The following is a 23,163-nucleotide window of genomic DNA, read 5'->3' as shown; positions in this document are numbered from 1 at the left end:
TTTCGTAGCGTTCACAATACCAAACACTTGAACTGCTCTGGCTCGTACCACCACTCATGGCCACCGACTGGCGAGCAGCGGTCGAGCAACGACGCGAGCAGAAGGACCGATACTTCGGAGAGAACCCCCGGTCGCCGATTCCGGACGACCAGCGGGCGTCGTTCGACGGACTGCGCTACTTCCCGCTCGACGAGCAGTACCGGTTCGAACTCCCGCTCGACGAACACGACGACAAAGAGCGACTCACGGTCGCGACGAGCACTGACGGCGAGCAGGAGTACGTCCGGTGGGGCGAGTTCCGGTTCACCGTGAACGGTGCGGAAGCGACCCTGCAGGCCTACAAGTCCGACCCCGACGAGGACCGTCTCTGGGTGCCGTTCCGCGACGCGACGAGCGGCGACGAGACCTACGGCGCCGGCCGATACCTCGACCTCGAACCCGAGACGCACCGAACGTCGGACGGCGACTGGATCCTCGACTTCAACGAGGCGTACAATCCGACCTGTGCGTACTCGGACCGCTACGAGTGCCCGCTCCCGCCGATGGAGAACTGGCTCGACGTGGCCATCGAGGCCGGCGAGAAGACCTACTGGCCCGACGAGTAGGGGCCTCTCGCGGCCCGGACCGCCGAGCGAGAGCGAGAGTCGGCCGGAAACTCCCGAACCCGGATTCCATCGGAGGTCCGTTCGGGCCCAGTACCGCACGTAGCGTTATGGACGCGGCTGCCGACTGCGAGTACGATGATCGAACTCCGGTTCGATGACGTCGTAGAGACAGGCGTCGATTTCCTCCGGCCGCACTCCCTCCGCGTCAGCTATCGTCTCGATGATCGTGTTCGTTACATCCTCGTCGTGCTGTTTCTGACGAGCCCCCGGCTGTATCGCTGACGTTGACGGCTGTAGACAGGGTGGTATCTAAAAAGTACCTCCTAAGTGATAATGTTCGTTCTAAACATCGACATGAAGCGAACCCACGATTTAGAGTAATTATCCGGTTGAGTGCGAATACGGCGAAGAGGATATGAAGCGTTTACAATGATATTTGCCTACCGCACAACACTGATGAAGTTGGGAAGGGTTTATGCAGGTTGTCTGCCCGGAGACCATCAGAGGCACAGTCTCACGAGCGCACCATCCACACTCGGCCTGCGCTACCGAGACTCGAGGAACTGCCGGACGTGGTATTCGGTCGGACGTGGCTGCAGCCACCACGGCTGACCTACGATTGTTTATCCAGAACCGAGAATTTGCGTGTGTTAATACCAACCGGCCCTCAATAATTAGGGCCAACATCTATTTTCTTTCGAGGCATGATAGGAGATAGCGGCAGAAATCCCTCCAAGCGAGGTGCCTCTGACATCAATCTGCTGCCGCTTCCGTGGTTAACTGCCTACATCCACGTTATTTTCCCAACCGAAGTACTGATACTCCGAGCCACGCCGGGTTAGTTGCTGGCTCCATCGAACACCTCCTCCCCTCCCCCTCGCCTGACGTGGATTGCTACACTCGGTACTGGCCAGTCCTCCGTCAGAACTCGCCACAGCTACCAGACCGTATCGAACACATCCTGGCACGACGGCTGTCCCTCCCGGTTCTCGGTCCAGAACTGCGAGCGAGTGGACTCCGAGTCGAGACGGTGAACACAGTGGTGACGCTCTCGCCCTCGACATGGTCTTTTTAGGTATCGCCGCACATGATACGTTACTACAGCTGCCATGCAGTTCTTCACGCACGTACGGGAACACCGGTGGACGACGGCATTCGGGTACGTGCTGTTCGTCGCACTGATGGTCGCCGGTTACTACTACAACATCACCTTCGTCCAGCTCGGGCTCATCGACCTCGGCACCCGCCTCGTCGGCATGTCGGAGACCGCCGTCTCCGTCTGGATGGCCGCTCTCGCGCTCTGCACCCTCGTCGTCGCGGTTGCGACCGGCGTGACGATGGACCGCCGCGGATGGAGCAGTACCCTTCGAACGAAACTCCAGTTGCTGTTCGGCGTCGTCTGCGTCCAGTTCGTCCTCACGTTGGTCGCGCCGGAAATCCGGTCCGTCCCCGCGTTCGGCGCGTGGATCGGCGTCGCATCTATCGGCCTCGGTGTCGGCTTCCCCGTCTCGTTCTCACTGGCGATCGACCTCGTTCCCGTCCCAGACCGCGGATACGTCGCCGCCGCCATCACGGCTATCACGTACTTCATGGCGAACGCGATTCCGCTGTCGTGGTCGATCGACGTCTTCAGTCGCGTGATGGTCGCCGCGATGGCTCCCGGAGTGCTCGTCCTGGCCGTCCTGTCGTTCGCCCGGATCGACCGCATCGACGCCGTACTCTCCAGCCTCGAGAGCCAGCACCGCGCGTTTGGGACGGGTCGGTTCTGCCACGACGAGCCAGTCCGCGCCCGGAGTGCTGCCTTCGTCGTCCCTGTGATCCTCATGTTCGGCGTGTTCTTCATCGACAGCCTCGGCTTCCTGCGCATCATCGACACCCCGTCTTTGCTACTCAGTTCGTGGCAATCACCCGCACTCTCGACGAGAGTGTTCATCGCGATCGCGCACGTCGTCGGGGCGGTGATGGCCGGCGTCATCTACACGAACTACTCGCTGTCCCGCGTCTTCCTGTGGACGTTCGCGCTCTTCGCGCTGTCCCACGTCCTCTACACCTCCGATCTGCGGCTCGCGGCAGTGTTCCCGTCGCTCGCGCAGGGCCCGACGTCCCCGCTCAATCCGGCCGCGTACGCGGTCGCAGTGAGCTTCTACACGACGCTGAACTTCGTCCTCTGGCCTGACCTCTCGACGGCGGACACGGTCGGCACGCATTCGGCTATCGGTATCGGTGTCGCCGGCTGGCTGGCCACGTTCACGAGCACTGCACTGGCACTGTACTTCCAGGCGGCCGAGCTGACGCTGTTGTCACATCTCAACGTCGTTCAGGCTCTCTCCTTGCTACTGTTATTTGGCCTTGCAGTCGGACTGTACGTCCGCCGGATGGTCGAACTCGCCCGCTACGACGGGGGGTCCACGGTGTGAGCCCGACCGAAGCGATTCCGCTGTTGATAGTCGTCCTCCTCATGATCTCCGTCGGCGGCGGCGACGTCCAACAGCTGTCGGTGACGTTCCAAGGCGAGACCAGCGTCGAAACGCTCGACGACGTCCACGTCGTCGCTGGCGGAACGACGACCGTTCCCGTCGACACGGCCGTCAGCGGTGACATCTACGTCATCGGCGGCACCGCGCGAATCGACGGGGCGGTCGATGGTGACGTGACGCTACTCGCGGGGAACCTCTCCATCGCCGACGGGGCGACAGTCCGCGGAACGGTACAGACTATCGCCGGGGACTCGTCGATCGCTCCCGGTGCGACTGTCGGTCGCGTCTCCGCGCTCGAAGCACCGACACCGTCGAACTCCCCAGCACAACGGATCGGCGCGTTTCTCCTGCAGTTCCTCGTGCTCGGGGGTATCGGGTGGTGGCTCGTCAGTCGGCATCCGGTCCTGCTCGAGAACGTCGGGGCCGCGGTCGCGGACCACGCACTCGTCAGCGGCGTCGTCGGGTCACTCGGGGCGGTGACCCTGCTCGTTCTCTTCGTGTACATGATGTTCACACTCGTTTTGATCCCGCTCGCTATCGCCGGCCTCGTCGCCGAACTCCTGGTCGTCCTCTACGGACAGGTGGTCTTCGGCTATCTCGTCGGCACACACCTCCCGCTCGAACGGTCGTCAGTCGCGACGGTCGCAGGCATCGGGGTGTTCCTGCTCGCACTGGAGGTACTCGGCGTCGTCCCGTACGTCGGCGGCATCGTTCAGGTCGTGCTCGCCGTCGTCGGATTCGGCGCGGTCCTGAACACGTACTTCGGGCTCCAGCGGTTCGAGCCCGTGACAATCCCAGGGGGTGGGTCGTGATGGCGGGACTCCGCTGGACCGGTCTCCCAACGCGTACAGGAGTGGTCGAGCGATGGTGACGTCGCTCCACATGGGGTGGCGCCACGTCCTGTTCGCCAACTGGCCGGTCGACCCGTCCGTCGTTCGACCTCACGTTCCCGACGCACTGACGGTGGATACCTACGATGGCGACGCGTGGCTCTCCGTCGTCCCGTTCACGAACGTCGACGTCCGCCCGTCGTGGATTCCGACGGGATGGGGCGTCCCGTTACCCGAGCTCAACCTCAGGACGTACGTGACTCACGACGGTCACGACGGCGTCTACTTCTTCAGTCTCGACGCCCAGGGAATAGTCGGCGTGCTCGGCGCACGCATATTCCACCACCTCCCGTACTTCTACGCACGAATCTCGCTCGACGTGAATGGCGGTCGCGTGCAGTTCGAGAGCGATAGACTCCATCCTGGCGCTCGTCCTGCCACCTTCGCGGGCAGCTACGCCCCAACCGGTGACCAACTGGACGTCGGACAGGGGTCGCTCGCCGAGTTCCTCACTGCGCGCTACCGCTACTACACGGAAACTCCTTCGAGGGCGTTGCGGTACGCACGCATCACCCACGAGCCCTGGCCACTCTACGCGACGGACACGGTCATCGACGAGAACACGCTGTTCGAGGCCAACGGATTCGCTCATCCGAGGACCGAACCGGTTCACTACTACAGTCCTGGCGTCACGACGATCGCATCACGGAGCCGCCGAGTTCACTCGGACGAGAGAGTGTGACGTGAATTTGTTCTCGGAAACTGCGTAGTTCTTGTCGGAGTCATGGCGTGGTTCCCCAATTAATGTATACGAAAATACCTATAGGATAGACTATGTATTTCAGACTGCCTTTTCGAGATGGCGACAAGTCCCGCCCACAGTGTCAGCAAACATGACCGGTACACATCCCCAGTACCCTGCCGCCTCGGTTCCCTGCCCCTTTCTTCCCCCCCAAATCGCCGACCGCAGAGCACAGGCTACGGTGACGACTCACCGGCCCACCACTCCAGTTCCGCAGCGACGGACAACTCGTCGGTGTCGAGAACCGCGTCGATCTCTGGTGCGGTCAGACTGCTCTCACTCCGGCAGTGGCGAGCAACTAGGCGACCGCGCTCGTCGAGTGCCCGTGGTTCCCCGACCATCGCTACTCGAGAAAACTGACCCCCGTTACATCGAAGCGAGCGCCTCCGGAGTCACTCTCCGTGACACGGATCTCCCAGCCGTGTGCTTCGACGATCTGTTGGACGATAACGAGGCCGAAGCCCTCGCGCTCGTGCAGTTGGAGCGACCGCTGTTCGAACATCCGGTTCAACTGCTGGCGCTGTTCGTTCGGGATACCAGGACCGCCGTCCGCGACGAAGAACCCGTCCGATAGCCCGCCAACCTCGACAGTGACCGCCGATTCGCCGTGTTCCGCGGCGTCCTCGCGAGCGTGCGAGCGAGGGCTCGTCGAGCTGTGCTCGACGGCGTCGTCAGCCGTAGGCTGACTGCTCGTGGAACCGTGTTCCACGGCATTCCGGAACAGGTTCTCGAACAGGGTCTGGAACCGAGACGGATCGGCCGAGACCATCCCGAGCGACTCCGCAACCGAGAGGGACGCCTCACCGGTCGCACTCGTCGACCACGCCTGTCTGGCCACGTCGGCAACTGCAACCGGCTCGCGGTCGTCGAGCACCTCCCCCTCTTTCGCGAGCGTCAACAGGTTCTCGGTCAATTCGTTCATCCGGTCCAGTGCCGTCTCGGCCTTCGAGAGGTGCGAGAGATCTCCGGACTCTTTCGCCAGCCCGATCATTCCCTGGGCGATGTTGAGTGGGCTCCGGAGGTCGTGTGAGATGACGCTGCTGAACTCTTCGAGTCGTTCGTTCTTCCGTTCGAGTTCCTTCGTTCGTTCGAGGTTCTTGGTTGCGGCCGAAGTGTGTGAGACGAGCAGTTCGGTCAGTTCGAGGTCCGTTTGGTCGAACGCGTCCGGCTCGGTGTCGACAGCCTGGAAGTTCCCGCGGTCGTCGATCGGAATGCTGATCGCCGACCGATAGGGACTATCGTCCGAGATTTCGTCGACGGAGGCCGTATCGTGGATCACGTACGACTCTCCGGTTCGATACGTCTTGCCAGCGAGCCCTTCGTCCATCGCTTGCGTCTGTTCGTCTACCGCTATGTCTTCGGATGCAGCCCGAACAACGAGTTCTCCGTCGTCTTCGATGCCGATGACGCACATCTCGAAGTCCAGGATCCGTTCCAACCACGGAATATCCGGCTCACCAACCCAAGCATCGCGACAATAAACGATATGAACCTGCTGCGTGCCTGTGTCGCTGACGAGAATACCCACTAGAATCGTATCTGGATTCTTCCGGCCCGAGCGACGTGCAGAAGAACTCCGGTCAGAGTAGGCGTACCACTCTTTCTTTTGGAGCGGTTTTTTGAGCCTCGAATAGTGGAGGCTCGGAGAGCATGAGCAATCGACCAGAGATAGAGATTCACTAACAGAACGCGTTTGGAGGCGATGGTCGGCTCTAAGTCTTCGAAGAGACCGCCGAAACCCCTAGTGGATTTCGGCGCGCCAGCCCTTCATATGCGGTATTCTCCTCGCTACAACTGTAACAAACATCCCAAACAGCTATGGGTCAACGGTACCAACACCAATGTATGTCGAGCGGCACTATCGATATCGACGAGTTCGAGAACGCCGACGATGACGAGTTTGAGGAGCAGAACGATACCGAACGGATCGTGTTGTTCCTCGACGAGAACGACGACTGTGCATGGAAGGCGGCAACGATCGCCGAGCAACTCGAACTAGATACGGACGCCGTTAGTGCCATCCTCTCGCGATTGAAGGAACGAGGCCTCGTGCGGCACAAGCGCCCGTACTGGGCGATCACAGACGATGAAGAACGGCTCCGAGCCGCCTACCGGCTTCACCAGTACCATCAGACCGCAGACGAGCAGTACGGCGAGGAGCATCTTGAGGAGTTGAAAACCGACGAGATGGAGGAAGTGCAGTGACCGCATTCGAGGAACTGAAGCGCGGCGACATCATTTGGGGAATTGATCCACTCTCAGACAAAGGCCGGCCGATGCTCATTCTGGGAGCACCTCGGTTTCCGAACCACGGCTTGCAACTCATCACCGTCCTAATCTCCACGAAGACCTACCATGAGGAGTCACTCACGCTCCGCGACGATGATTATGAGGACAATCCACTCGACAAACAAAGTCACGTTCTGCCGTGGGCGCTCGCGACTCTCAATAGTGCTGCAGAAGTAGAACTCCATATGACCTCCCTCGTCGACGAACGTACCGCGGATGTGGCAAGACAAGTAAGTGGCTACATCTCCTCTTAAGTGGACCTTCCTGTGTCAACGACGATACCATAGAATGCCTAAGGATACGCCGTTTATAGTCTCTTGAGGAGTTTTAAGTTCATAACCAGTTATGAAGCCAGAAATGGGTCGGACCATCCGAATATTTGAGGGCACGATTACGAACTCCTATTAGAGTTCAGAATATTATAGCCCAGACTATTATAGTTCGTCCCCTAACTCCGGAACACGTTTGTATCTCCCACCACGACTGAGAATATGGACCAGTTCGTCAATCGTATCGAGGAACTCGATCGGTTGCAGGCCCTTTATGAGAGTGACGCTGCAGAACTCGCGATTATCTATGGACGCCGCCAGATCGGCAAGAGCGAACTCGTCCGCCAATCGATTGCCGACCGCGACGATGCCGTGTACTATCAGGCAGTCCAAGGAACAGCGACGACACAGCTCAGGCGATTCGTCGAGGCAGCAGCGACGACCTATCCAGACATCACGGCCGTCAAAGAGGAATGGGAACCGCTCTTAACGTACCTCACCGACAGAGACGCCGTCATTGTCATCGACGAATTTCCGTACCTCATTGAATCGAACGAGGGGCTTCCGTCGGTCATTCAACACCTGTGGGATACAGCTGTCGACAAGAGTCAGGCGACGCTCGTACTCACAGGCTCTGCAATCGGCATGATTCATACCCACGTCCTTGATGGCGGTGCGCCACTCTACGGCCGAGTATCCCAGACACCGAATGGCCGCCTCGAACTCACCCAGCTGCCGTTTCGCTCCATCCAAGAGTTCGTGCCGACGTACGATCTCGAAGAACGGGTGTTCGTCTATGGCGTCTTCGGCGGCACACCCCGATATCTTAGCCCACTCGATCCAGCACAGAGCCTCGGAGAGAACATCACGCGCCTGCTGTGCGACCCCGATGGCCCACTCCACGACGAGCCCGAAACCGTCCTCCAGATGGAACTCAACGAGGTGAACACATATTTCTCCGTACTGGAATCGATGGCTAGCGGGAACCGCAGTCGAAACGAGATCGCCCAAGGAGCCGGCATCGAGAGCACCAACACGTCGTACTACTTCGACCGACTGGAAACACTCCAGATCATCGAGAAACACCATCCAGCACTCGCCGACCCGGCACACAGCAAGCGGACGCGATACCAGATTCGAGATCCCGTGTTCCGGTTTTACTTCCGCTATCTCTATGGCCGCGGGGGACAGTACGAACTCTACGGCGAGAACGCCTACGCGGATCTCATCGAACCGGAATTGCCCGACTTCGTCAGCGAAACGTTCGAATCGCTCTGTCACCAGGCGGTGCCAGCGCTCTATGCAGACTACCAGCTCACACAGGTGCCAAGTCAGTGGTGGTACAAGGGCCGGGAGGTAGATGTCGTCGCACCAACTGACGAGTCGACGCTGATCGCTGGCGAAGCGAAATTCACCAACACCCCCCTCGGCTATGACGTGCTCACGGATCTCGAAGACGACGTGGAGCACACCGACTGGACACCCATTGGAGGTGGTGAGCCGACGTATGAATTCGCCTTGTTCAGTCGCTCTGGGTTCAAACGCTCCGTCGAGGAAGCTGCAGACGAGCGTGATGATCTTCGTCTCTTCGATCTCTCTGATATCGTTGCTATTCTTGAGAGTAGAGCCGACCAATAGTCTGATTGTTGCTGGTTCGGAGAAACGAATGGTTTTTTGAGGAAATTATTTGTCTCTGGGGTGCGTAGCACTCGGTGTGACTGAGACGTGGGATGACATCAACGAACAGGTCAAAGCCGACTGGAAAGACGACACCACGCCGTTCGAGCGGGTGTACGAAATCATCGAACAAACCCACGAGGGTCAGTCGGCAGCCGAGATTGCCGACCGGGCTCTCGTGAGCGAGCCGACGGCGCGTCGACACTGTAAGTCGCTCGTGAACACGGGTTTCGCCGAGACGGAGCAGGACGGCCAAACAACGCTGTACAAGCGAAATAGCGACCGGATTCTGATGTCCCGAATCCGAGAGCTTCGCGATGAAGCGAATCGGACTGAATTGCTCGAGGGCATCAAGGACATGAAAGCCGAGATCCGGGGCTATGAGGAGCGCTACGACGTGGTGTCTCCGGAGGAACTCGCTCAGCAACTTGACGCCGGCGAGACGGAAGGCTGGGACGATCTCACCGCGTGGCGAACGACGCGGCAGAATCTCGCCGTCGCCCAAGCAGCACTCGCCTACGACGAGGCCAGTCACCAACTCGCTGTATGAGTGGGGACGACCGAGCCGGGAGGTTCGGACCGATCTATCTCCCATCTCTCCAGCGGATTCGTGACCTCTGGCTTGAGCTTGAGCCGTTAGTCGACGCAACCTCATACGATGACGTCGTCGCACCCACGGAACTACATATCAGTCTCACCGACGGGCTTGAAGACGCCGACGCTGCACGAATCGATATCCAATGGAGCGAACTGGGGATGTATTCGTTTCATTACGTCGATAGCGACGGCGTCAACTGGCGATTCGAGCGCCACCCGAATACACACTCACCCGAGATCCACTTTCATCCCCCGCCCGATGGGGCCACCACGGCAGCCGAATCGTCCTGTATCGATGTGACTGAAGTGTCACTTGTGGCCCGTGCAGTCCACGCATTATGGCGAACAGCGTACGAGGACGAAGATGTGGAGCAGCTGAATAGCGCATCAAATCCACCGTGAGGCGACATTAGCGCATAGCGCGGTTAGCCACGTGGGCCATCTGGTCGCGGGCGGCTTCGAATCCGAGTAGAGTTCCAGTGTGTGCTTGATGAGGCGGCGATCCTCCTCGTTTTCGCGCCAGAACGCGATGATGTCGCGCCGTTCGCGGAGCTCCGCACTTGCGAGGTTGCCGTCGGCGAGGGACTGTTCGAACTCCTCCCACGTCTCGACGTCGTAGGTGGCCTGCCCCTCGATCTCCTCGGTGATCGCGACCAATTCGTTCCGCAACTCCTCGCGCATGTTCTTCTTGATGAGCGTGCGGATTTCCTCGAAGAGCAGTCGCGTGTAGTCCGGCTGGTAGCGCGTCGTCTCGCCGCCTGACGGTAAAGGGACACTCAAGTGACATCACGCGTACCACGCCGCTTACTGAGCGCCCGAGCTAGCCAAGGAACAGGACAGTGTAGCTGCGGTGAGTTTTTCACGTTCGAAGGATGCGGGGCACTCGATTAACTAGACCGTACAATGTCGTCAATCTGAATGGGACTGGCAATTGAACTGGGACAAGGAATGCTTCCGCTACGCTACTATAGTAACCTTGACCTCCTCGCGAATCTCATCGGTGCCAGTCTTGTCATACCTTGGTTGCTCATCGATAGCCGTGTCCGGTACGCCGGACTGTGCTACTCGTGATGAGTAGTGGAGAAAATCGACGTTGACAGTCGTCGCTGACTGATACGTTATCGACTAACTATCGTCACTTAAGTCAGTGGCTCGGACCGTCAAACCCAATACGCAGGGTCCAGATATACATACTCGTGATTCCGCTGGAGCTGTATCGAAACCACCCATGACCAAGTACGACGATCTGTTCGACGCGACGGCCCCCGACGACAGCGTGTTCGCCGACAAAGGCGCGCTCGACCCGTTGGCTGACTCGCCCGAGGTGGTCGCGCGCGAGGCCCAGGAAGAACAGCTCGCCCGACTGCTGAACGGCATCCAGGACGGCTACCTCCCGACGTCGGTCTCGATCTACGGGCCACCCGGAACCGGGAAGACCCTGACCACGCGCCGGGTCTGCCAGGAGTTCGCGGACCGGACGACTGAGTTCGGGGCGGAGTACGTGAACCTCAAGGAGTGTCGAACGCTGTTCAGTGCCGCCAACGAAATCCTGGTGGGGTTGACAGGCGAGCAGAAGCAGGCCTACGAGGGGCTTGACGGCGTGTTCAGCGCAATCTGGGACGCACTCGAGACGTACCCGCGGTGGACGGTGTTGATCCTCGACGAGATCGACCACATCCAACACGACTCCCATTATGACCCCAACGACTTCTTCTACCGCTTGTTGCGCGGCGAGGGACGGCTGGCGCGCGGGCTCAACCTCTCGTTGTTCCTCGTGAGCAATGAGTTGCTCGAGGTGGACCTCCGGCTCGATAGCCGGGTCCAGAGCGCAATGAGCGGCGAGGAGGTGTTCTTCCCGCCGTACGATGCCGACGGGTTGGCGGCGGTCGTGGGCCCGCGACTCGACCAGGCGTTCCGGGACGGGGCACTGCCGGCTGAAGTGCGAGCGTACGGGGTCCGCCAGGCCGCGGACCGATGGGGCGACGCGCGCAAGACACTGACGCTGTTCCGTCACGCGGGCGAGACCGCGACCGAGCGGGGACGCGAAGCGGTCACACGCGCGTGTCTCGACGACAACCTCAGCGCGACCGACAAGGCGGCCACCGTCGAGAAGCTCACCCAACTGCCGTTCAACCACTTCCACGTTCTCTCGGGGATTACGGGCTGGACCAACCGCCAGACCGGCGCGGTGACCCAACCGGTGACGACCGCGAAGATTGCCGACTTCGTCCAGAGCGAGGAGTTCCCCGAGGAACAGCGCCTCGGGGAGCGGGCGATCCGCGAGATTCTGACGGACCTCGAGACCAGGGGGCTGGTCGAGACGTGGATCGACTCCCGGGGACGTGAGGGCCGCGTGAAACAGGTCCGGACCACGTTCGAACCCCAGTGGGTCCGCGACGCCCAGTCGGCGTTCGTCGAGCAGTTCGACCATGACGGTGCGGACGCGGCCGAGTGACTAGCGTCGGGGCGGCGTTCACTTTCACCACGCTTTGCGGGGACTTATGCCGTTTCCGGGCCATACACCCGCGTGCGGCCACCCACAGTCGGCGTCGGCGAGCGCGACACTACGAAACGGACGGGTGGCCACACGAGCTATGAGACGACAGCTTTCGACGCACACGGGTGATCGACACTGGCTGCCAGGTCAGGTGGGTCCCCGCGACGACGCCGAGGTGAGGGTCGATGCGTGACGACCCGGCCGCCCAGACCGAGCGCGAACAGGTCCTCTCGATTCTCGCCGACCAGATCCGGAGCCTCGATGACCGGATCGACGACTACGAGATCGAGAACTCGGACGACGAGCGGATGTTGATTCGGTGGACGCGGGCGCTCGGCTATCTGAGCGGGCAGTATCGCAAACTCATGAAGGACGAGGACATCGACGAGATGGAGGCCGACCTCGACCTGGTCAAGGCCGCCCAGGAGGTGGGTGACCGATGACCAAGCGCCGCCTCGAGAACGAGATCGACGAGGTGAGCAAGGAGGTCCTCGGCGACCTGTCCCCCGACGAGCGGCTCCAACTCGTCCTCGAAGCCCAGGCGGCGGGCAACGATCGGTGGGTCGAACGGCTCGTCGGCACCTGTCCACGGTATCACTATCGAGCCACGGACCGGGCGTTCACCGAGCGCGGACGGTTGGCACTGCTGTTGGGGCGGCACGCGCTCTACGACCTCCACACGACGCTGCTCCACTACGAACTCGTGAAACAACAACAGCGGTTCACGACCATCGTGGGGATCTCCCGCGATGAGGGGCTCTCCGACGCAGCCCGTGACCGGGCCGCCGAGCGTGCCGACCACGTCAACGGGTTGTTCGCCGACCTGTATATGCAGTGGCATGCGTATCAGCAGTTTGCCGAGGCGGTGTTGGGCGTCGACCTCGAGACGTGGATTGGCCGCCACGACGAGGGTGCACTGGTGCTGGATGCCGTCGAGGACACCCTCGACGACTCGCTGGCGGTGGAGTTCGCGGAGGACTGGCTGTCCGACGAGTCCGATGGCACCGGTGACGAGGACGACGCGGGGTCGGCCGAGACTGCAGACAGTGGGGAGTCGGGAGTGGCGCCCGACGAACTGGCGGAGCTGCGGTTCGAGGGGCTGCAGGCGATGTGGCGCGAGGGTATCGCGGAGATTACGGGATAGTCAAGGTAGCAAACAACAGATGGGCTTACCATCGATCCGTAAGCGGATGAAAAAAGATTCTAGATGGCATAGAGACCCCTATTCCTCATACTCCTGAACAGCCTCACTCATATTCGCGTGGATCATTAACAAGCTCATATAACCCCGTTTCGAGCAAATTCTCTGCATGTTCATGTTCGACGAATCTTGAGAGTCGTTCTTGAACATATCCCCGGGAGTATTTTTGACCTGATTCTTCGAGTCGTTTCTTACAGTAAACGGGTGTGACTCGACCTTCTACCATGTATTCCAGTATCTCCTTGTCGACATCACGTAGATCATCCGTTTCGAGCATATCTGCTGGTTTGATTGCCTCCGTAAGAAGGGTTACTACATCAGCCCCCATTGTAAAATGATATTGTGGGCCCTCAATGTAAGCTTACAACGCTATCTTTTTGGCGGTGGAGCATGAACTAGCGAAGGAAGCGCGAGACTGCTGAAAACGCAGTCAGGCGTTGCAGCGCCCGACTTCGCGCTTCACCTGGAGTGAAGCATAAATGAATTCGAGCCAACCGGACTTGAAGGGTACGGTTTACGGAGTATCGACCGATGAGTTGTCAGCACTGCGGCGGCCGATGCAAGGGTCGCTATTGCACTGAGTGTAAGCGGGCCATCCGGCGTGACATAATTCACGACTCGAACACCCCCAACCAAGATGATGTGCATGACGAAGAACTCCATCATGAATGTACTGCGTGCGGCGAGACGTACTATACGGATGGGTCAGAACCGTGTCCTGAATGCGGTGCCCGACGACGCCGGTATATCGGACCACTTGCTGGAGGGGAGGCCTAATGGACGACCCGTCTACCGAGTGTGGACATGCGGGAACGGGACGGGACCAGCCAGTCATCCAGAGTACGCCAGCGCAAGTGCTGGCTGGTGTTCAGGTCGGACTGCCGGATCTTACGGCGGTCTGTACCTGTTGTGGCGAGTCGATTACCGAAGGCCAGGCCACTTCTGTGTACGCGTACCAGCCAGCCGACGAGCAGGAGTGGTATTTGGCGCGGTGCTACTGTCAGGCGTGTGCTCCTGATGAGATTCCCACACCGACCGTCGGAACCAGCGAGGTCGTCGTGCAGGCGTGGCTTGGCGTAGTCTCGCGGCCACACGATCGGAGTCATCGGCTGTGTCTTCTCGAGGTCGAACTGGTTGCGTTCAGCCCGCCAGCGGAGGGACACGATCCATGACGGGAGACACCTCGGAACTCGAGGCTCGACTTGCCGCACTCGGGCGTGACGTGGCGACGCTCCGGGAAGACCTGTCGACGGTGGTGAACCGGGATGTGCCGGTGTTGAAAGGAACTATCCGTCAGATATCAGGCATTGACATCGACACCGTCGGCGACCTTCCCGACGCCGGGCGCGCGTTCAATTTACAGTTTGAGGAGCAAAGCGAACGACTCGACAAGGTGGAACAGCGGCTCGCGCAGCTCGGTACCATCGGCCAGGAGCCGACCTCGAAAGAGGAGAAGTTCGCGGCGATCCTGGCGTTCGCCCAGAACAAACGAAACGGGGAGTCGAAGGTTTCGGTGACGCCGAATGAAGTACGGGGCTGTGCCGGTGTATCGCGACGCTACGCCTACGACTTGATCGAAGCGATGGCAACGGAGATCAAGGGGGTGAGCGTGCGCGACCCCACACGTGTTCAGACCGGGAACGGGACCAAACGGAAACAGAAGGCCCTGCTCGTCGATTGTGAGCAAGTTCGCACTGAAAGCGGGAGTGTGAACCAGTTCACCACAAGAACGTCCCGGTAAAGAACGCAGAACCGTATCTGCGCGGACACTCGCGAGATGGACACCGGCCAATCGCATCGGTGGTCTCGAATGCGGAGGCCCTCTCACGGGTCGGCTACTACGCAGTGGGTCAGCTCATCTCTTACATCTGCGAGATGAACATGAGATGATAGTCGTTCATTCACTCAATCGAGTGTGGTGAACAAGTTCACAGCAAGACCCACTGCTCGAAGGAAGGGTATCAACTCAGAATCAGGGGTACCGTATTGGCAATCCCGGTTAATGGCCAGATAACGCGTCACCACCGCTAGCTCGGATTTCTAATAGGCCGATAGTAGAATGAATCGTCCTCGGTTGATTTGGTGAAGTCGCGTTACATCCTCCCACTAGTCATGCAGGCTATATATTAGTATTTAGACTATAGGGCGTTCGCAGAACAAGGACACGGTCACGGTCGAAGCTTGGTTACTCGACCGCCGGAATGGGCCCCTATCCACACGAGTGGCCATGATGGTTCTATCGGTGCTCGACAGCGTCCGCGTGAATAGCGGGACGGTCACGCGCACGGTCGACTTATCACCTGACGTCCTACGGCACGACACGAGCCAGCCAATTGGTGGAAGCATCCAACGGACTACGTCCTCGACAATATGAGCATACACAGTCACGATTCCGGGCTCCCAGTTTACTCGAAGCTGTATCACCTCGGTATTCTAGTGTCAGTGTACCTCTTCGCCGTGCTCGTCATCACACGATTCCTTGGGTGGAGGCTCTGGCCACCGTAGGGGCTCTGAATAGGAGGACGAGTACGGAATCACGATAGCCGAGGGAGGTCGGTGCTGTCTCTGTCGCTAGGGTGGTCGTGCTCGATGAGTTCACGGAGCGTGAACTCGATGGGTGATCGACAGTACTTGCTGCCTCCTTCATTTAAACTCATATGGGTGTGACCAAAAGCATCTCATAGTCACTAACAGGCGAAATTATTCGATTAGAAGAAAGCACGTATGTGGACCTAACGATTCAGGGACTTACATCAGTTCCGTCATTCGTATAGTTCCGCTCTATTACCCAGTCTGATTGCATAGTAATATTAAACTCTGTTGTTACGTTTTTGAGGACGTTATCCATGATCCGCGGCCAATCGGGTCTATTTTGACTCTTAATTCCAACGTCCGCTTCGCAGATTGAGTTCCCGGTGATAAGGAGTCCATCTTTCGTCCTATCAAGTAGAACCCCGATAGATTGCGGAGAAGACTCGTTACCTTGGAGCGTATTTTCAGACACCCGGCCGGTCGTGTTCGCAAGCAGGATTGCGGTTTCAGGCCAATCATAGATGTAGTTATCATTTATATGAACAATTGTGTTCCCAGACCCGATACTCCGGATTGCTCCGCTCGGACTATTGTTAATTGTAGTATGCCCCCAACAGGTATTTCCGGATACGATGCACGCTCGGATTTCTTGCGTTTCTGCAGATTCATCATTATCGATAGAGACATGTGCCGTGCCAGCATCCCTTGACCGATTGTTTTGGATGGCAGAGTTAAGAACATGCCCGTCCATCACATAATTCCATTCGCAGGATTTTACAAGATTATCTGTGACCGTGGCATCCCGAATACACGATGTATCCGTCAAGTCGTTCCCATACAACTGAATCCCTGAGTCCGAAGTATCTCTGACGAAGTTATTGGTAAATTCGATGTTATCCCCGCCGAACGCTGCGATTCCAGCGGCGTCTTCACCCTGTCCGTCAACGCCAAGAGCCGTTATCGACATGTCGCAGTCCTCTCGCGTATAAATGACGGCAGTCGCGTTCGATGGGCCACCTGTTTTCCAAACCCCACCTCTATCTGCAATAATAGTACTGGTGTGTCGGCCAACACCTTTGAGCGATCGCCCCTGTAGTTCGAAAGATTCGGAAATTAGGAAGTCACCGTCCGGAACGAAAATAGTGTCACCAACGTCAACCGCATCGCGGGCGTCGCGGAAAGTTTGGGTATCGTCGACAGAGCCATCGCCGACTGCGCCGTAGGCTTTAATGTTTGCGTGAGGCGAGATGACAGTGGATTGCTCACTTGTACGGACCCATTCGTTGTTCACTGGGCGGGTTAGCTCGCCTCTTTTGTTAGACTGTTGTGAGGTCCGATCAATATTGTCGGGCTTTTTCGTTTGTTGACCTTCTGAGGGATTCGTTTTAGGTTCGGTACAACCTGAGAGTCCCGCCAATCCGGCGACAGCGAGAATTGCGCGCCGCGTAAATCCCATACGTCGAGCGTCGGAAGACTGCTATAAATCAATTCCGCCACACCGTAGAATCACGAAATAATCCACAATCTTACTCAGAGACAACGAGTTAAAAATGTAGGATAAATGATGGTAGTGTGGTGTAGAGTGCATACCGAACTTACTGGTTGCCTTCTATTATTACGTTCGTCGCGTCCGGATGAACTGAAATCGACGGTGCTCGATTATTCTTAATCCAGGCTCTGTTGAGGTCCTCTTCCTGGATGTTAATTTCATTGCCCTCTCTTGCATTAAGGTAACAATCCGTAATGCAGACGTTTCTTAGGCTATCGAGGCCATCACGAATCTCGACACTCATGTCATTCGTGGTTAATGAAACACCCTTAATATTGAGGTTACGAACCATCCCACCCTCTTGAGGAGAAATCAGTACCCCGTGACCACCTCCACTGTGGTCGTATGCTATACTAATCGACTTCCATAGATCGCCTGCCCCTGGTGTTCCATACAACCCATGCCGGTCGTGTGGATGGAAGAACGACCCCTTAAGGTTGATGTTTCTGTAGTTTGCGGACTGCATCCGAACTGGAGGCACATCACCGTGGAGATTCAAGGTGACGTTGTTGTGCGAGTGGCCCCGAAAGGATGCCGAGTACGCAAGGTCATTCCCTGGGTCTTGAACCGCAAGCTCAACGTTTGCGTCCACATTTGTATTCAATCGAAGGACATCCCCTCTATCACCCAGCCCTTTATGCGGTTCTACCGTCACGCCATCAATATGGAGGTTCTCGGCGACCCCCTTGACGTTAACTCCCGCTCGTCGAGGCACGATAGTAGTTCCAGTAATGACCATTTTCCCTCCGCGATGTTCAATACCATCACCTGCGATGGTGTTCGTTGGATTGGCAGTGAGATGACCGCCGATAATCGTGATGTCATTCCCGAGGTCGTTGTGCTGACTGATCCCCGTACTCTTAAAATTATAGACGTGGGGATTGAAGACGGTGACCCCATGAGTTCCTTTCGTTAAGTCCACACCTCGACGGCAATCTTCGACGTGTGGCGAACTTACAAAAACGTCGTTACACCGGCCGAAGTATATCATCTCTCCTTCCCCGGGCCCCTCACTATCGGCGTGGCTTGCTTTCGGGCGGATGTTCTGAACGCCCCAACTATTATTGAATCTTTGGATGAACCGTGATCCGCCCCAAGTAGTGATATTCCGATAGGTCCCATCTTCTACCCATTCCATCAGAAACCAGTCTGCTGTCCCGGCCCCTGAGTCGGCTTTTAGCCCTTCGATTGACGGATTCTGAATAAGCTTGATGATTTCAACTTCTCCATTTGCGGCACTAATATCATAACCGAGATTATCTGTTAACCAAATTTTACTTTTTTCCGTGTCAACCTTTTCGATTTTTCCTAATTGGAATTTGAAAGCGGGAACACCTTGACCAAGCTCCCCCGGCTGACTACCTTCTCGGACTTGCACTCGATCACCAACTTGGAACAAATTTATGTTACTTACCGGGATTGAACTATCGCCACGCGATACATTATCAGATAGTTGTGTTTTTTCTCCAGTCGGTCCGCCCCCACGAAACGCGATTGCTGCCTTCCCCCACCCTTGTGGTGTCATCTCCCACCCATGGGTAGACCGGAGAAGGGTCGCATTTACCCCCTTTATCGTAAGTGATTTGTTAATCACATGTGTGTCGTCCTCGATCAAAAACTCTCCGTCCTGAAATAGAATTGTATCCCCTTCATCTGCGTCAGCGATTGCGGCCTCAAAAGCACTATCGGATTCCACTCTACCTGTTGGATCCGCATCGTATTCTCGAATGTCTAAAATCGCTCCGTCACCCCCAATGTCCGCATCTCTCTCATCGATAGTCGCGATCTTGCCGTTATCGCTACTCAGAAGAAGTGTGCCAATACTCAACCCGCTACCCACTTTGAGAATATCTCGACGATTCATCCCGTTCGAAGTTTTTGATTCGCTGGGCTCCTTATTGGTCATTCCTTGGTTATTTCCTTACTTTACTACTAGATAGAATTGTTACTAATGTCGACCTTGTAACAGTTAAGCGACTCAAATGAATTGTGAATCACGAATGGGCCCCGCGTCTTTGCGTACATCACATTGTTTGTTGGATTTTACGCGAGCACTTGTGTGCCATCGATTGCTACTGCCCAAAATGACGGGGGTCATCAATATAGTTACGGAAGCCATTCCTCGGGCCGGCGACGCTTCCTGTCAGGTAGTCGTTCCCGTTCGAATTCAACGCTGTATCCGCCAATCTCCAAATCCGGTTTCCTCTGGTAGTCACACCGGTCATATCTTGGATTTTGACACTCCCGTTCGCGCTGTTCGGGTTTCCGTTTCAACGAGAATAAGTATTCTCGTGCCATCGAAGTTACTACTCCTATTTTCAGTTGTGACTATCGCCCGTTCGTATTCATGGGTCCTCGATAGAATATCTAGAATCTCGACTTTAAAGGTATTGTCAGCTTAGTCGGGCGGTTGAAAACGGAGTAGGTTATCGAGGTCGTTTTGTTCTCCATTCTACTACTAGATTATTGATTGACGGGTGGATGTTGTTGGCGTCGTCGTTATTGACGAATAGTGAGGTTCCAGAGGTAAGAGATATAATGATTATATGTGGTGGACTGGTTATATATAACAATATCTGAACGAAACAATATTCCGAACAGTGATAAAAGTAATCGTCGTTGATGAGGTTTCTGGTTAGATTGACTAACTGGAGCATTATGCCGAGAACACCGTTATTTGAACTAAAAACTTCAATAATGGGGGTGTACAAGTCCCTCCATATCCACCGGGTGTCGTAGGGTTTATGCGCCCTTCACGTTATTCGACCACCATGACCGACGTACGCGAGGCGACCGACGACCTCCTCGCGGAGAAACCCCATCTGGAATCCGACCTCCGCGAGGTCCTCGCAGTCGATGCCGACGCCGACGGGTGGACCTTCGACGAGGTGCCCGTCGACTCCGGAGCCTTCGGCGAACTCGTCTCCCGGGACATCGTCGCAAAGGACAGTGGTGAATACGAGATCGCCGACCCAGCTGCCGTCCGATCCAGTCTCGACGGCGACGCGGCGGTCGAGGCCGAGGCAGACAGCGAACCGACGCTTCCCTCCGGACCGGGATTCTCGCTGTCGTTACCATCGGTGTCCCGCGCGGAGGCAGGCGCGCTCGCTGGCGCGTTTGCGTTTCTGGTCCTCGTGCGCACCTACATCTTCCCGAGCGTCTTCCGCGGCGAACACGTCGTCCTCCCCTCGAACGACCCCTACCTCTATCGCTACTGGGTCGAACAACTCGCCGCCGAATCTACGGGCTCGTTCGACTTGAGCGCGCTCTCGACCGTCTCACAGAACATGGCCCACGGCGAACCCCTTCTCGTCGGGACGCTCTGGTGGGCGACGAGCTTCCTCGGCGGTGCCGACGCCTCGGGCGTCGTGCTGGCGTTCTACCCCGTCGTCTCGGCGCTCGTGGTGGGCGTACTCGTCTATCTGCTCGCCAAACTGCTCACGGGCGACCCACGCGTCGGCCTCGCGGCGGTCCTCCTGCTGGCGGTCGTCCCGGCGTTCGCGTACCGGACGGGGCTCGGTTTCGCCGACCACCACGCGTTCGACTACCCGTGGCTCGCGCTGACTGCCGTCGCGCTCGTCTCGCTATCGAGAGTCGACCCCGAAGCCCTCTCGACGCCGCGACCGTGGCTCGCGAGCGGCGTCCTCGGCGTTGCGGTCGCCGGACAGGTGCTGGCGTGGGAGGCCGGACCGCTCCTGATCGGAGCCCTCAGCGTCTACGTCGCGGTTCGGGCGGTCGCCGAAGTCAGGGCCGACCGCTCGCCGCTGACGTTCACTGCGCCGATTCTCGCGGGACTGGCGCTCGCCTCGCTGCTCTCGCACCTTGCCCACACCGGGTTCGGCTGGCAGACCGATGTCGTCGCGTACTCGTCGGTACTGCTGTTCGTCGGCGTCGCTGGCGTGGGCGTCCTCGGCGAGGCGTTCAGGCGGGCGAACCTCCCAGCGTTCGTCTTCGGCACGGCAGAGGTTGCTGGCGCGCTCGGCGGACTCGCAGTGATTTTCGCATTTCTACCGTCGTACGCGAGCGTGCTGAGCGGTCGACTCGACTTTCTGCTGTTCCGGACCGGGGTCGCCGAGAACAACTCCATCTTCGCCGGGGGCCCGAGCGGCATCTTGCTTGGCCCGATACTCGAACTCGGACTTGTGTGGATTCTCGGGGTTCCGGTGCTGGTACTGGCGAGCAGGCGGGCCTACCGCCACGACCATCCCGCGTGGCTGGTCGTGGTCACCTACGGCTGGTACTTCGTCGCGCTCGCGACGCTCCAGCGCCGGTTCGTCGGCGAACTCGCCCCGTTTATGGCTATCGCCGCTGGCTGGGGATTCGTCGCACTTGCAGCGAAACTCGACGTGACGCGACCGCCGGTGTTCGACCGGAACGTCGTAAATCCGAACACAAGCGGGTGGTTGGAGACCGCCGAGCGGTCGAGTGCCGACGAGTCCCCGCCGTTTGAGTTACCGAGTCGGAGTACGTTCACTGCGCTCGCGATACTCTTTCTGTTCGTCGCCAGCGCTGGCGGGGTCCAGACCGCGGTCCGCCACGAACAGGTGAAGATCGACGATCAGCGATTCGAGGCGGCGACGTGGATGGACGGCTACGCGGAGGATCAGAGCTGGGAGTACCCTGAGGACTACGTGTTCAGTCAGTGGGGCCGCAACCGGATGTACAACTACTTCGTGAACGGGGAGTCGCGGTCGTACACCTACGCGGAGGACAACTACGAGCGGTTCCTCGGTGGGACTGACTCCGCACGGTGGTACGAGGAACTCCGCGACCGTGGCAACTTCGTCGTCACGAAGAACGTCGAGACGAACGGTCGAGTCTCGCCCGAGACGAACTACGCGAGGCTCCACCAGCGGTACGGAAGTAGCGGCTCAAACGGTGCCGACGGTGCGGCACACTACCGAGCTGTGTACGCCAGCGACGACGAATCGGTGAAGGTATTCACGCTCGTTCCCGGTGCGACGATAACTGGGAAGGTCCAGCCAAATTCGAACCTGACGACGAGCACCGAAGTCGATATCGAGGGCGGATCGTTCACCTACGAGCGAACCGTCTCGACCAACGAGTTCGGTGTCTACGAGCTCACCGTTCCCCACCCGGGTAGCTACGAGATCGGCGATCGAACCGTCGAAGTGTCCGAGGACGACGTTTCGTCGGGCGAGCGAGTGAACCTGCTCGGCGACTCGGGCGCGTACTGGCCGTTCGAGAATCCCGGTGACGGCACAGCCTACGACATCCGATCCGGGAACCACATGAACGCCAGCAGTGGCGAGTGGGTCGAGGGCCACAACGGGAGTGCGATTGCACTCGACGAGAGCGACAGACTGCGTGCGGACGCCTCGCCCAGCATCGACGGTAACGGGAACGTGACGCTGTCGACGTGGTTCCGGACCGAGGAGGGCGTCGACTACGAGAACGACGTGAAGTACCCGCGAATCGCACTCAAGGGCGAGCCGACGGCGTTCGAGAACACGATGGGGTACCAGATATCCATGTCGCGCGGCACGTTGCTCGGTGGGCTCGGCGACGGTCCGGGCGCGGCGACGGTTCGCGGACCGCGAGTCGACGACGGGGAGTGGCACCACGCGGCGCTGACGTGGAACGGGTCGACCGTCACGCTGTACTTGGACGGTACCGTAGTGGACCGGGCGCAGTGGAGCGGGGACGTCGGCAACGACGATCCGCTTATGGTCGGCCGCGGTTTCCCCGGGGCAATCGACGACCTCCGGATTTACGAGCGTTCGCTGTCGGCCGACGAGGTCGCAAACCTCTACTCTAGCGGGGACGAAAACGAGACGGCAGATTGAGTCGATCGTCTTTCGAGAGTGTCCCGACTCC

At 58.4% G+C, this 23,163-nt stretch carries 20 protein-coding genes and 1 pseudogene; 14 read left to right on the top strand and 7 right to left on the bottom strand.

Going from position 1 to position 23,163, the window contains the following annotated elements:
- Positions 1-56 precede the first annotated feature (56 nt).
- Complete coding sequence (locus tag DPQ64_RS09365) at positions 57-605, top strand: DUF1684 domain-containing protein (protein ID WP_115864091.1); 549 nt, start codon at positions 57-59, stop codon at positions 603-605.
- 105 nt (positions 606-710) lie between these two features.
- On the opposite strand, the gene DPQ64_RS19880 is transcribed toward DPQ64_RS09365, so the two are convergent.
- Complete coding sequence (locus DPQ64_RS19880; protein ID WP_368276038.1) at positions 711-818, bottom strand: hypothetical protein; 108 nt, start codon at positions 816-818, stop codon at positions 711-713.
- 896 nt (positions 819-1,714) lie between these two features.
- On the opposite strand from DPQ64_RS19880, the gene DPQ64_RS09360 reads away from it, so the two are divergent.
- From DPQ64_RS09360 to DPQ64_RS09350, 3 genes are read left to right on the top strand one after another with little or no spacing between them, the layout of a single operon-like run.
- Positions 1,715-3,022, top strand: coding sequence for an MFS transporter (locus tag DPQ64_RS09360; RefSeq protein ID WP_115864090.1), 1,308 nt, complete (start codon positions 1,715-1,717; stop codon positions 3,020-3,022).
- Positions 3,019-3,894 (top strand): bactofilin family protein, encoded by an 876-nt coding sequence (locus tag DPQ64_RS09355; protein WP_115864089.1) that lies wholly within the window; start codon positions 3,019-3,021, stop codon positions 3,892-3,894. The genes DPQ64_RS09360 and DPQ64_RS09355 overlap by 4 nt, the downstream gene beginning before the upstream one ends.
- A 52-nt stretch (positions 3,895-3,946) precedes the next feature.
- Positions 3,947-4,654, top strand: coding sequence for a YqjF family protein (locus DPQ64_RS09350; protein ID WP_115864088.1), 708 nt, complete (start codon positions 3,947-3,949; stop codon positions 4,652-4,654).
- Between the two features lie 236 nt (positions 4,655-4,890).
- Here the strand turns inward: DPQ64_RS09350 and DPQ64_RS18750 are convergent, their stop codons facing one another.
- Complete coding sequence (locus DPQ64_RS18750; protein ID WP_157971653.1) at positions 4,891-5,055, bottom strand: hypothetical protein; 165 nt, start codon at positions 5,053-5,055, stop codon at positions 4,891-4,893.
- 2 nt (positions 5,056-5,057) lie between these two features.
- Positions 5,058-6,152 carry a sensor histidine kinase gene (locus DPQ64_RS09345; protein ID WP_115864087.1) on the bottom strand — a complete coding sequence of 365 codons (1,095 nt, stop codon included), beginning with the start codon at positions 6,150-6,152 and terminating at the stop codon, positions 5,058-5,060.
- A gap of 407 nt (positions 6,153-6,559) precedes the next feature.
- On the opposite strand from DPQ64_RS09345, the gene DPQ64_RS09340 reads away from it, so the two are divergent.
- From DPQ64_RS09340 to DPQ64_RS09320, 5 genes are all read left to right on the top strand, one after another.
- Entirely contained in the window at positions 6,560-6,919 is a 360-nt protein-coding gene (locus DPQ64_RS09340) for a MarR family transcriptional regulator (protein WP_115864086.1), read from the top strand.
- Positions 6,916-7,257 (top strand): PemK-like protein, encoded by a 342-nt coding sequence (locus tag DPQ64_RS09335; RefSeq protein ID WP_115864085.1) that lies wholly within the window; start codon positions 6,916-6,918, stop codon positions 7,255-7,257. The genes DPQ64_RS09340 and DPQ64_RS09335 overlap by 4 nt, the downstream gene beginning before the upstream one ends.
- A 237-nt stretch (positions 7,258-7,494) precedes the next feature.
- Entirely contained in the window at positions 7,495-8,910 is a 1,416-nt protein-coding gene (locus tag DPQ64_RS09330; RefSeq protein WP_115864084.1) for an ATP-binding protein, read from the top strand.
- Between the two features lie 76 nt (positions 8,911-8,986).
- Positions 8,987-9,499 carry a winged helix-turn-helix domain-containing protein gene (locus tag DPQ64_RS09325; RefSeq protein WP_115864083.1) on the top strand — a complete coding sequence of 171 codons (513 nt, stop codon included), beginning with the start codon at positions 8,987-8,989 and terminating at the stop codon, positions 9,497-9,499.
- A complete protein-coding gene (locus DPQ64_RS09320) occupies positions 9,496-9,948 on the top strand; it encodes a hypothetical protein (protein WP_115864082.1) in 453 nt (150 codons plus the stop codon). The genes DPQ64_RS09325 and DPQ64_RS09320 overlap by 4 nt, the downstream gene beginning before the upstream one ends.
- Positions 9,949-9,955: 7 nt before the next feature.
- On the opposite strand, the pseudogene DPQ64_RS09315 reads toward DPQ64_RS09320, so the two are convergent.
- Positions 9,956-10,302: pseudogene (locus DPQ64_RS09315) on the bottom strand (DUF7342 family protein); the annotation flags it as partial.
- A gap of 472 nt (positions 10,303-10,774) precedes the next feature.
- Between DPQ64_RS09315 and DPQ64_RS09310 the strand changes: the two are divergent.
- The 3 genes from DPQ64_RS09310 (at position 10,775) to DPQ64_RS09300 (ending at position 13,187) form a co-directional block, all read left to right on the top strand.
- Complete coding sequence (locus tag DPQ64_RS09310) at positions 10,775-12,001, top strand: Cdc6/Cdc18 family protein (protein WP_115864081.1); 1,227 nt, start codon at positions 10,775-10,777, stop codon at positions 11,999-12,001.
- Between the two features lie 227 nt (positions 12,002-12,228).
- On the top strand, positions 12,229-12,486 hold the full coding sequence (locus DPQ64_RS09305; RefSeq protein ID WP_115864080.1) for a hypothetical protein: 258 nt from the start codon (positions 12,229-12,231) through the stop codon (positions 12,484-12,486).
- A complete protein-coding gene (locus DPQ64_RS09300; protein WP_115864079.1) occupies positions 12,483-13,187 on the top strand; it encodes a hypothetical protein in 705 nt (234 codons plus the stop codon). Before DPQ64_RS09305 ends, DPQ64_RS09300 begins: the two co-directional genes overlap by 4 nt.
- 103 nt (positions 13,188-13,290) lie before the next feature.
- On the opposite strand, the gene DPQ64_RS09295 is transcribed toward DPQ64_RS09300, so the two are convergent.
- A complete protein-coding gene (locus tag DPQ64_RS09295; protein WP_232820531.1) occupies positions 13,291-13,572 on the bottom strand; it encodes a hypothetical protein in 282 nt (93 codons plus the stop codon).
- 840 nt (positions 13,573-14,412) lie between these two features.
- Here DPQ64_RS09295 and DPQ64_RS09290 point away from each other — a divergent pair.
- Positions 14,413-14,985 carry a hypothetical protein gene (locus DPQ64_RS09290; protein WP_115864077.1) on the top strand — a complete coding sequence of 191 codons (573 nt, stop codon included), beginning with the start codon at positions 14,413-14,415 and terminating at the stop codon, positions 14,983-14,985.
- Between the two features lie 999 nt (positions 14,986-15,984).
- Here DPQ64_RS09290 and DPQ64_RS09285 read toward each other — a convergent pair.
- Together DPQ64_RS09285 and DPQ64_RS18745 are read right to left on the bottom strand one after the other, a co-directional pair.
- Complete coding sequence (locus DPQ64_RS09285) at positions 15,985-17,232, bottom strand: pectate lyase family protein (protein WP_115864076.1); 1,248 nt, start codon at positions 17,230-17,232, stop codon at positions 15,985-15,987.
- A gap of 139 nt (positions 17,233-17,371) precedes the next feature.
- On the bottom strand, positions 17,372-19,231 hold the full coding sequence (locus tag DPQ64_RS18745) for a hypothetical protein (RefSeq protein ID WP_157971652.1): 1,860 nt from the start codon (positions 19,229-19,231) through the stop codon (positions 17,372-17,374).
- 865 nt (positions 19,232-20,096) lie between these two features.
- Here DPQ64_RS18745 and DPQ64_RS09275 point away from each other — a divergent pair.
- A complete protein-coding gene (locus DPQ64_RS09275) occupies positions 20,097-23,132 on the top strand; it encodes a LamG-like jellyroll fold domain-containing protein (protein ID WP_115864074.1) in 3,036 nt (1,011 codons plus the stop codon).
- Positions 23,133-23,163 lie beyond the last annotated feature (31 nt).

Origin of the sequence: Halorussus litoreus (genome assembly GCF_003382685.1) — an archaeon.
In the GTDB taxonomy this organism is placed as follows: domain Archaea; phylum Halobacteriota; class Halobacteria; order Halobacteriales; family Haladaptataceae; genus Halorussus; species Halorussus litoreus.
Note: the sequence above shows the minus strand (reverse complement) of the source record. Positions and strands in the feature narration are given on the sequence as shown.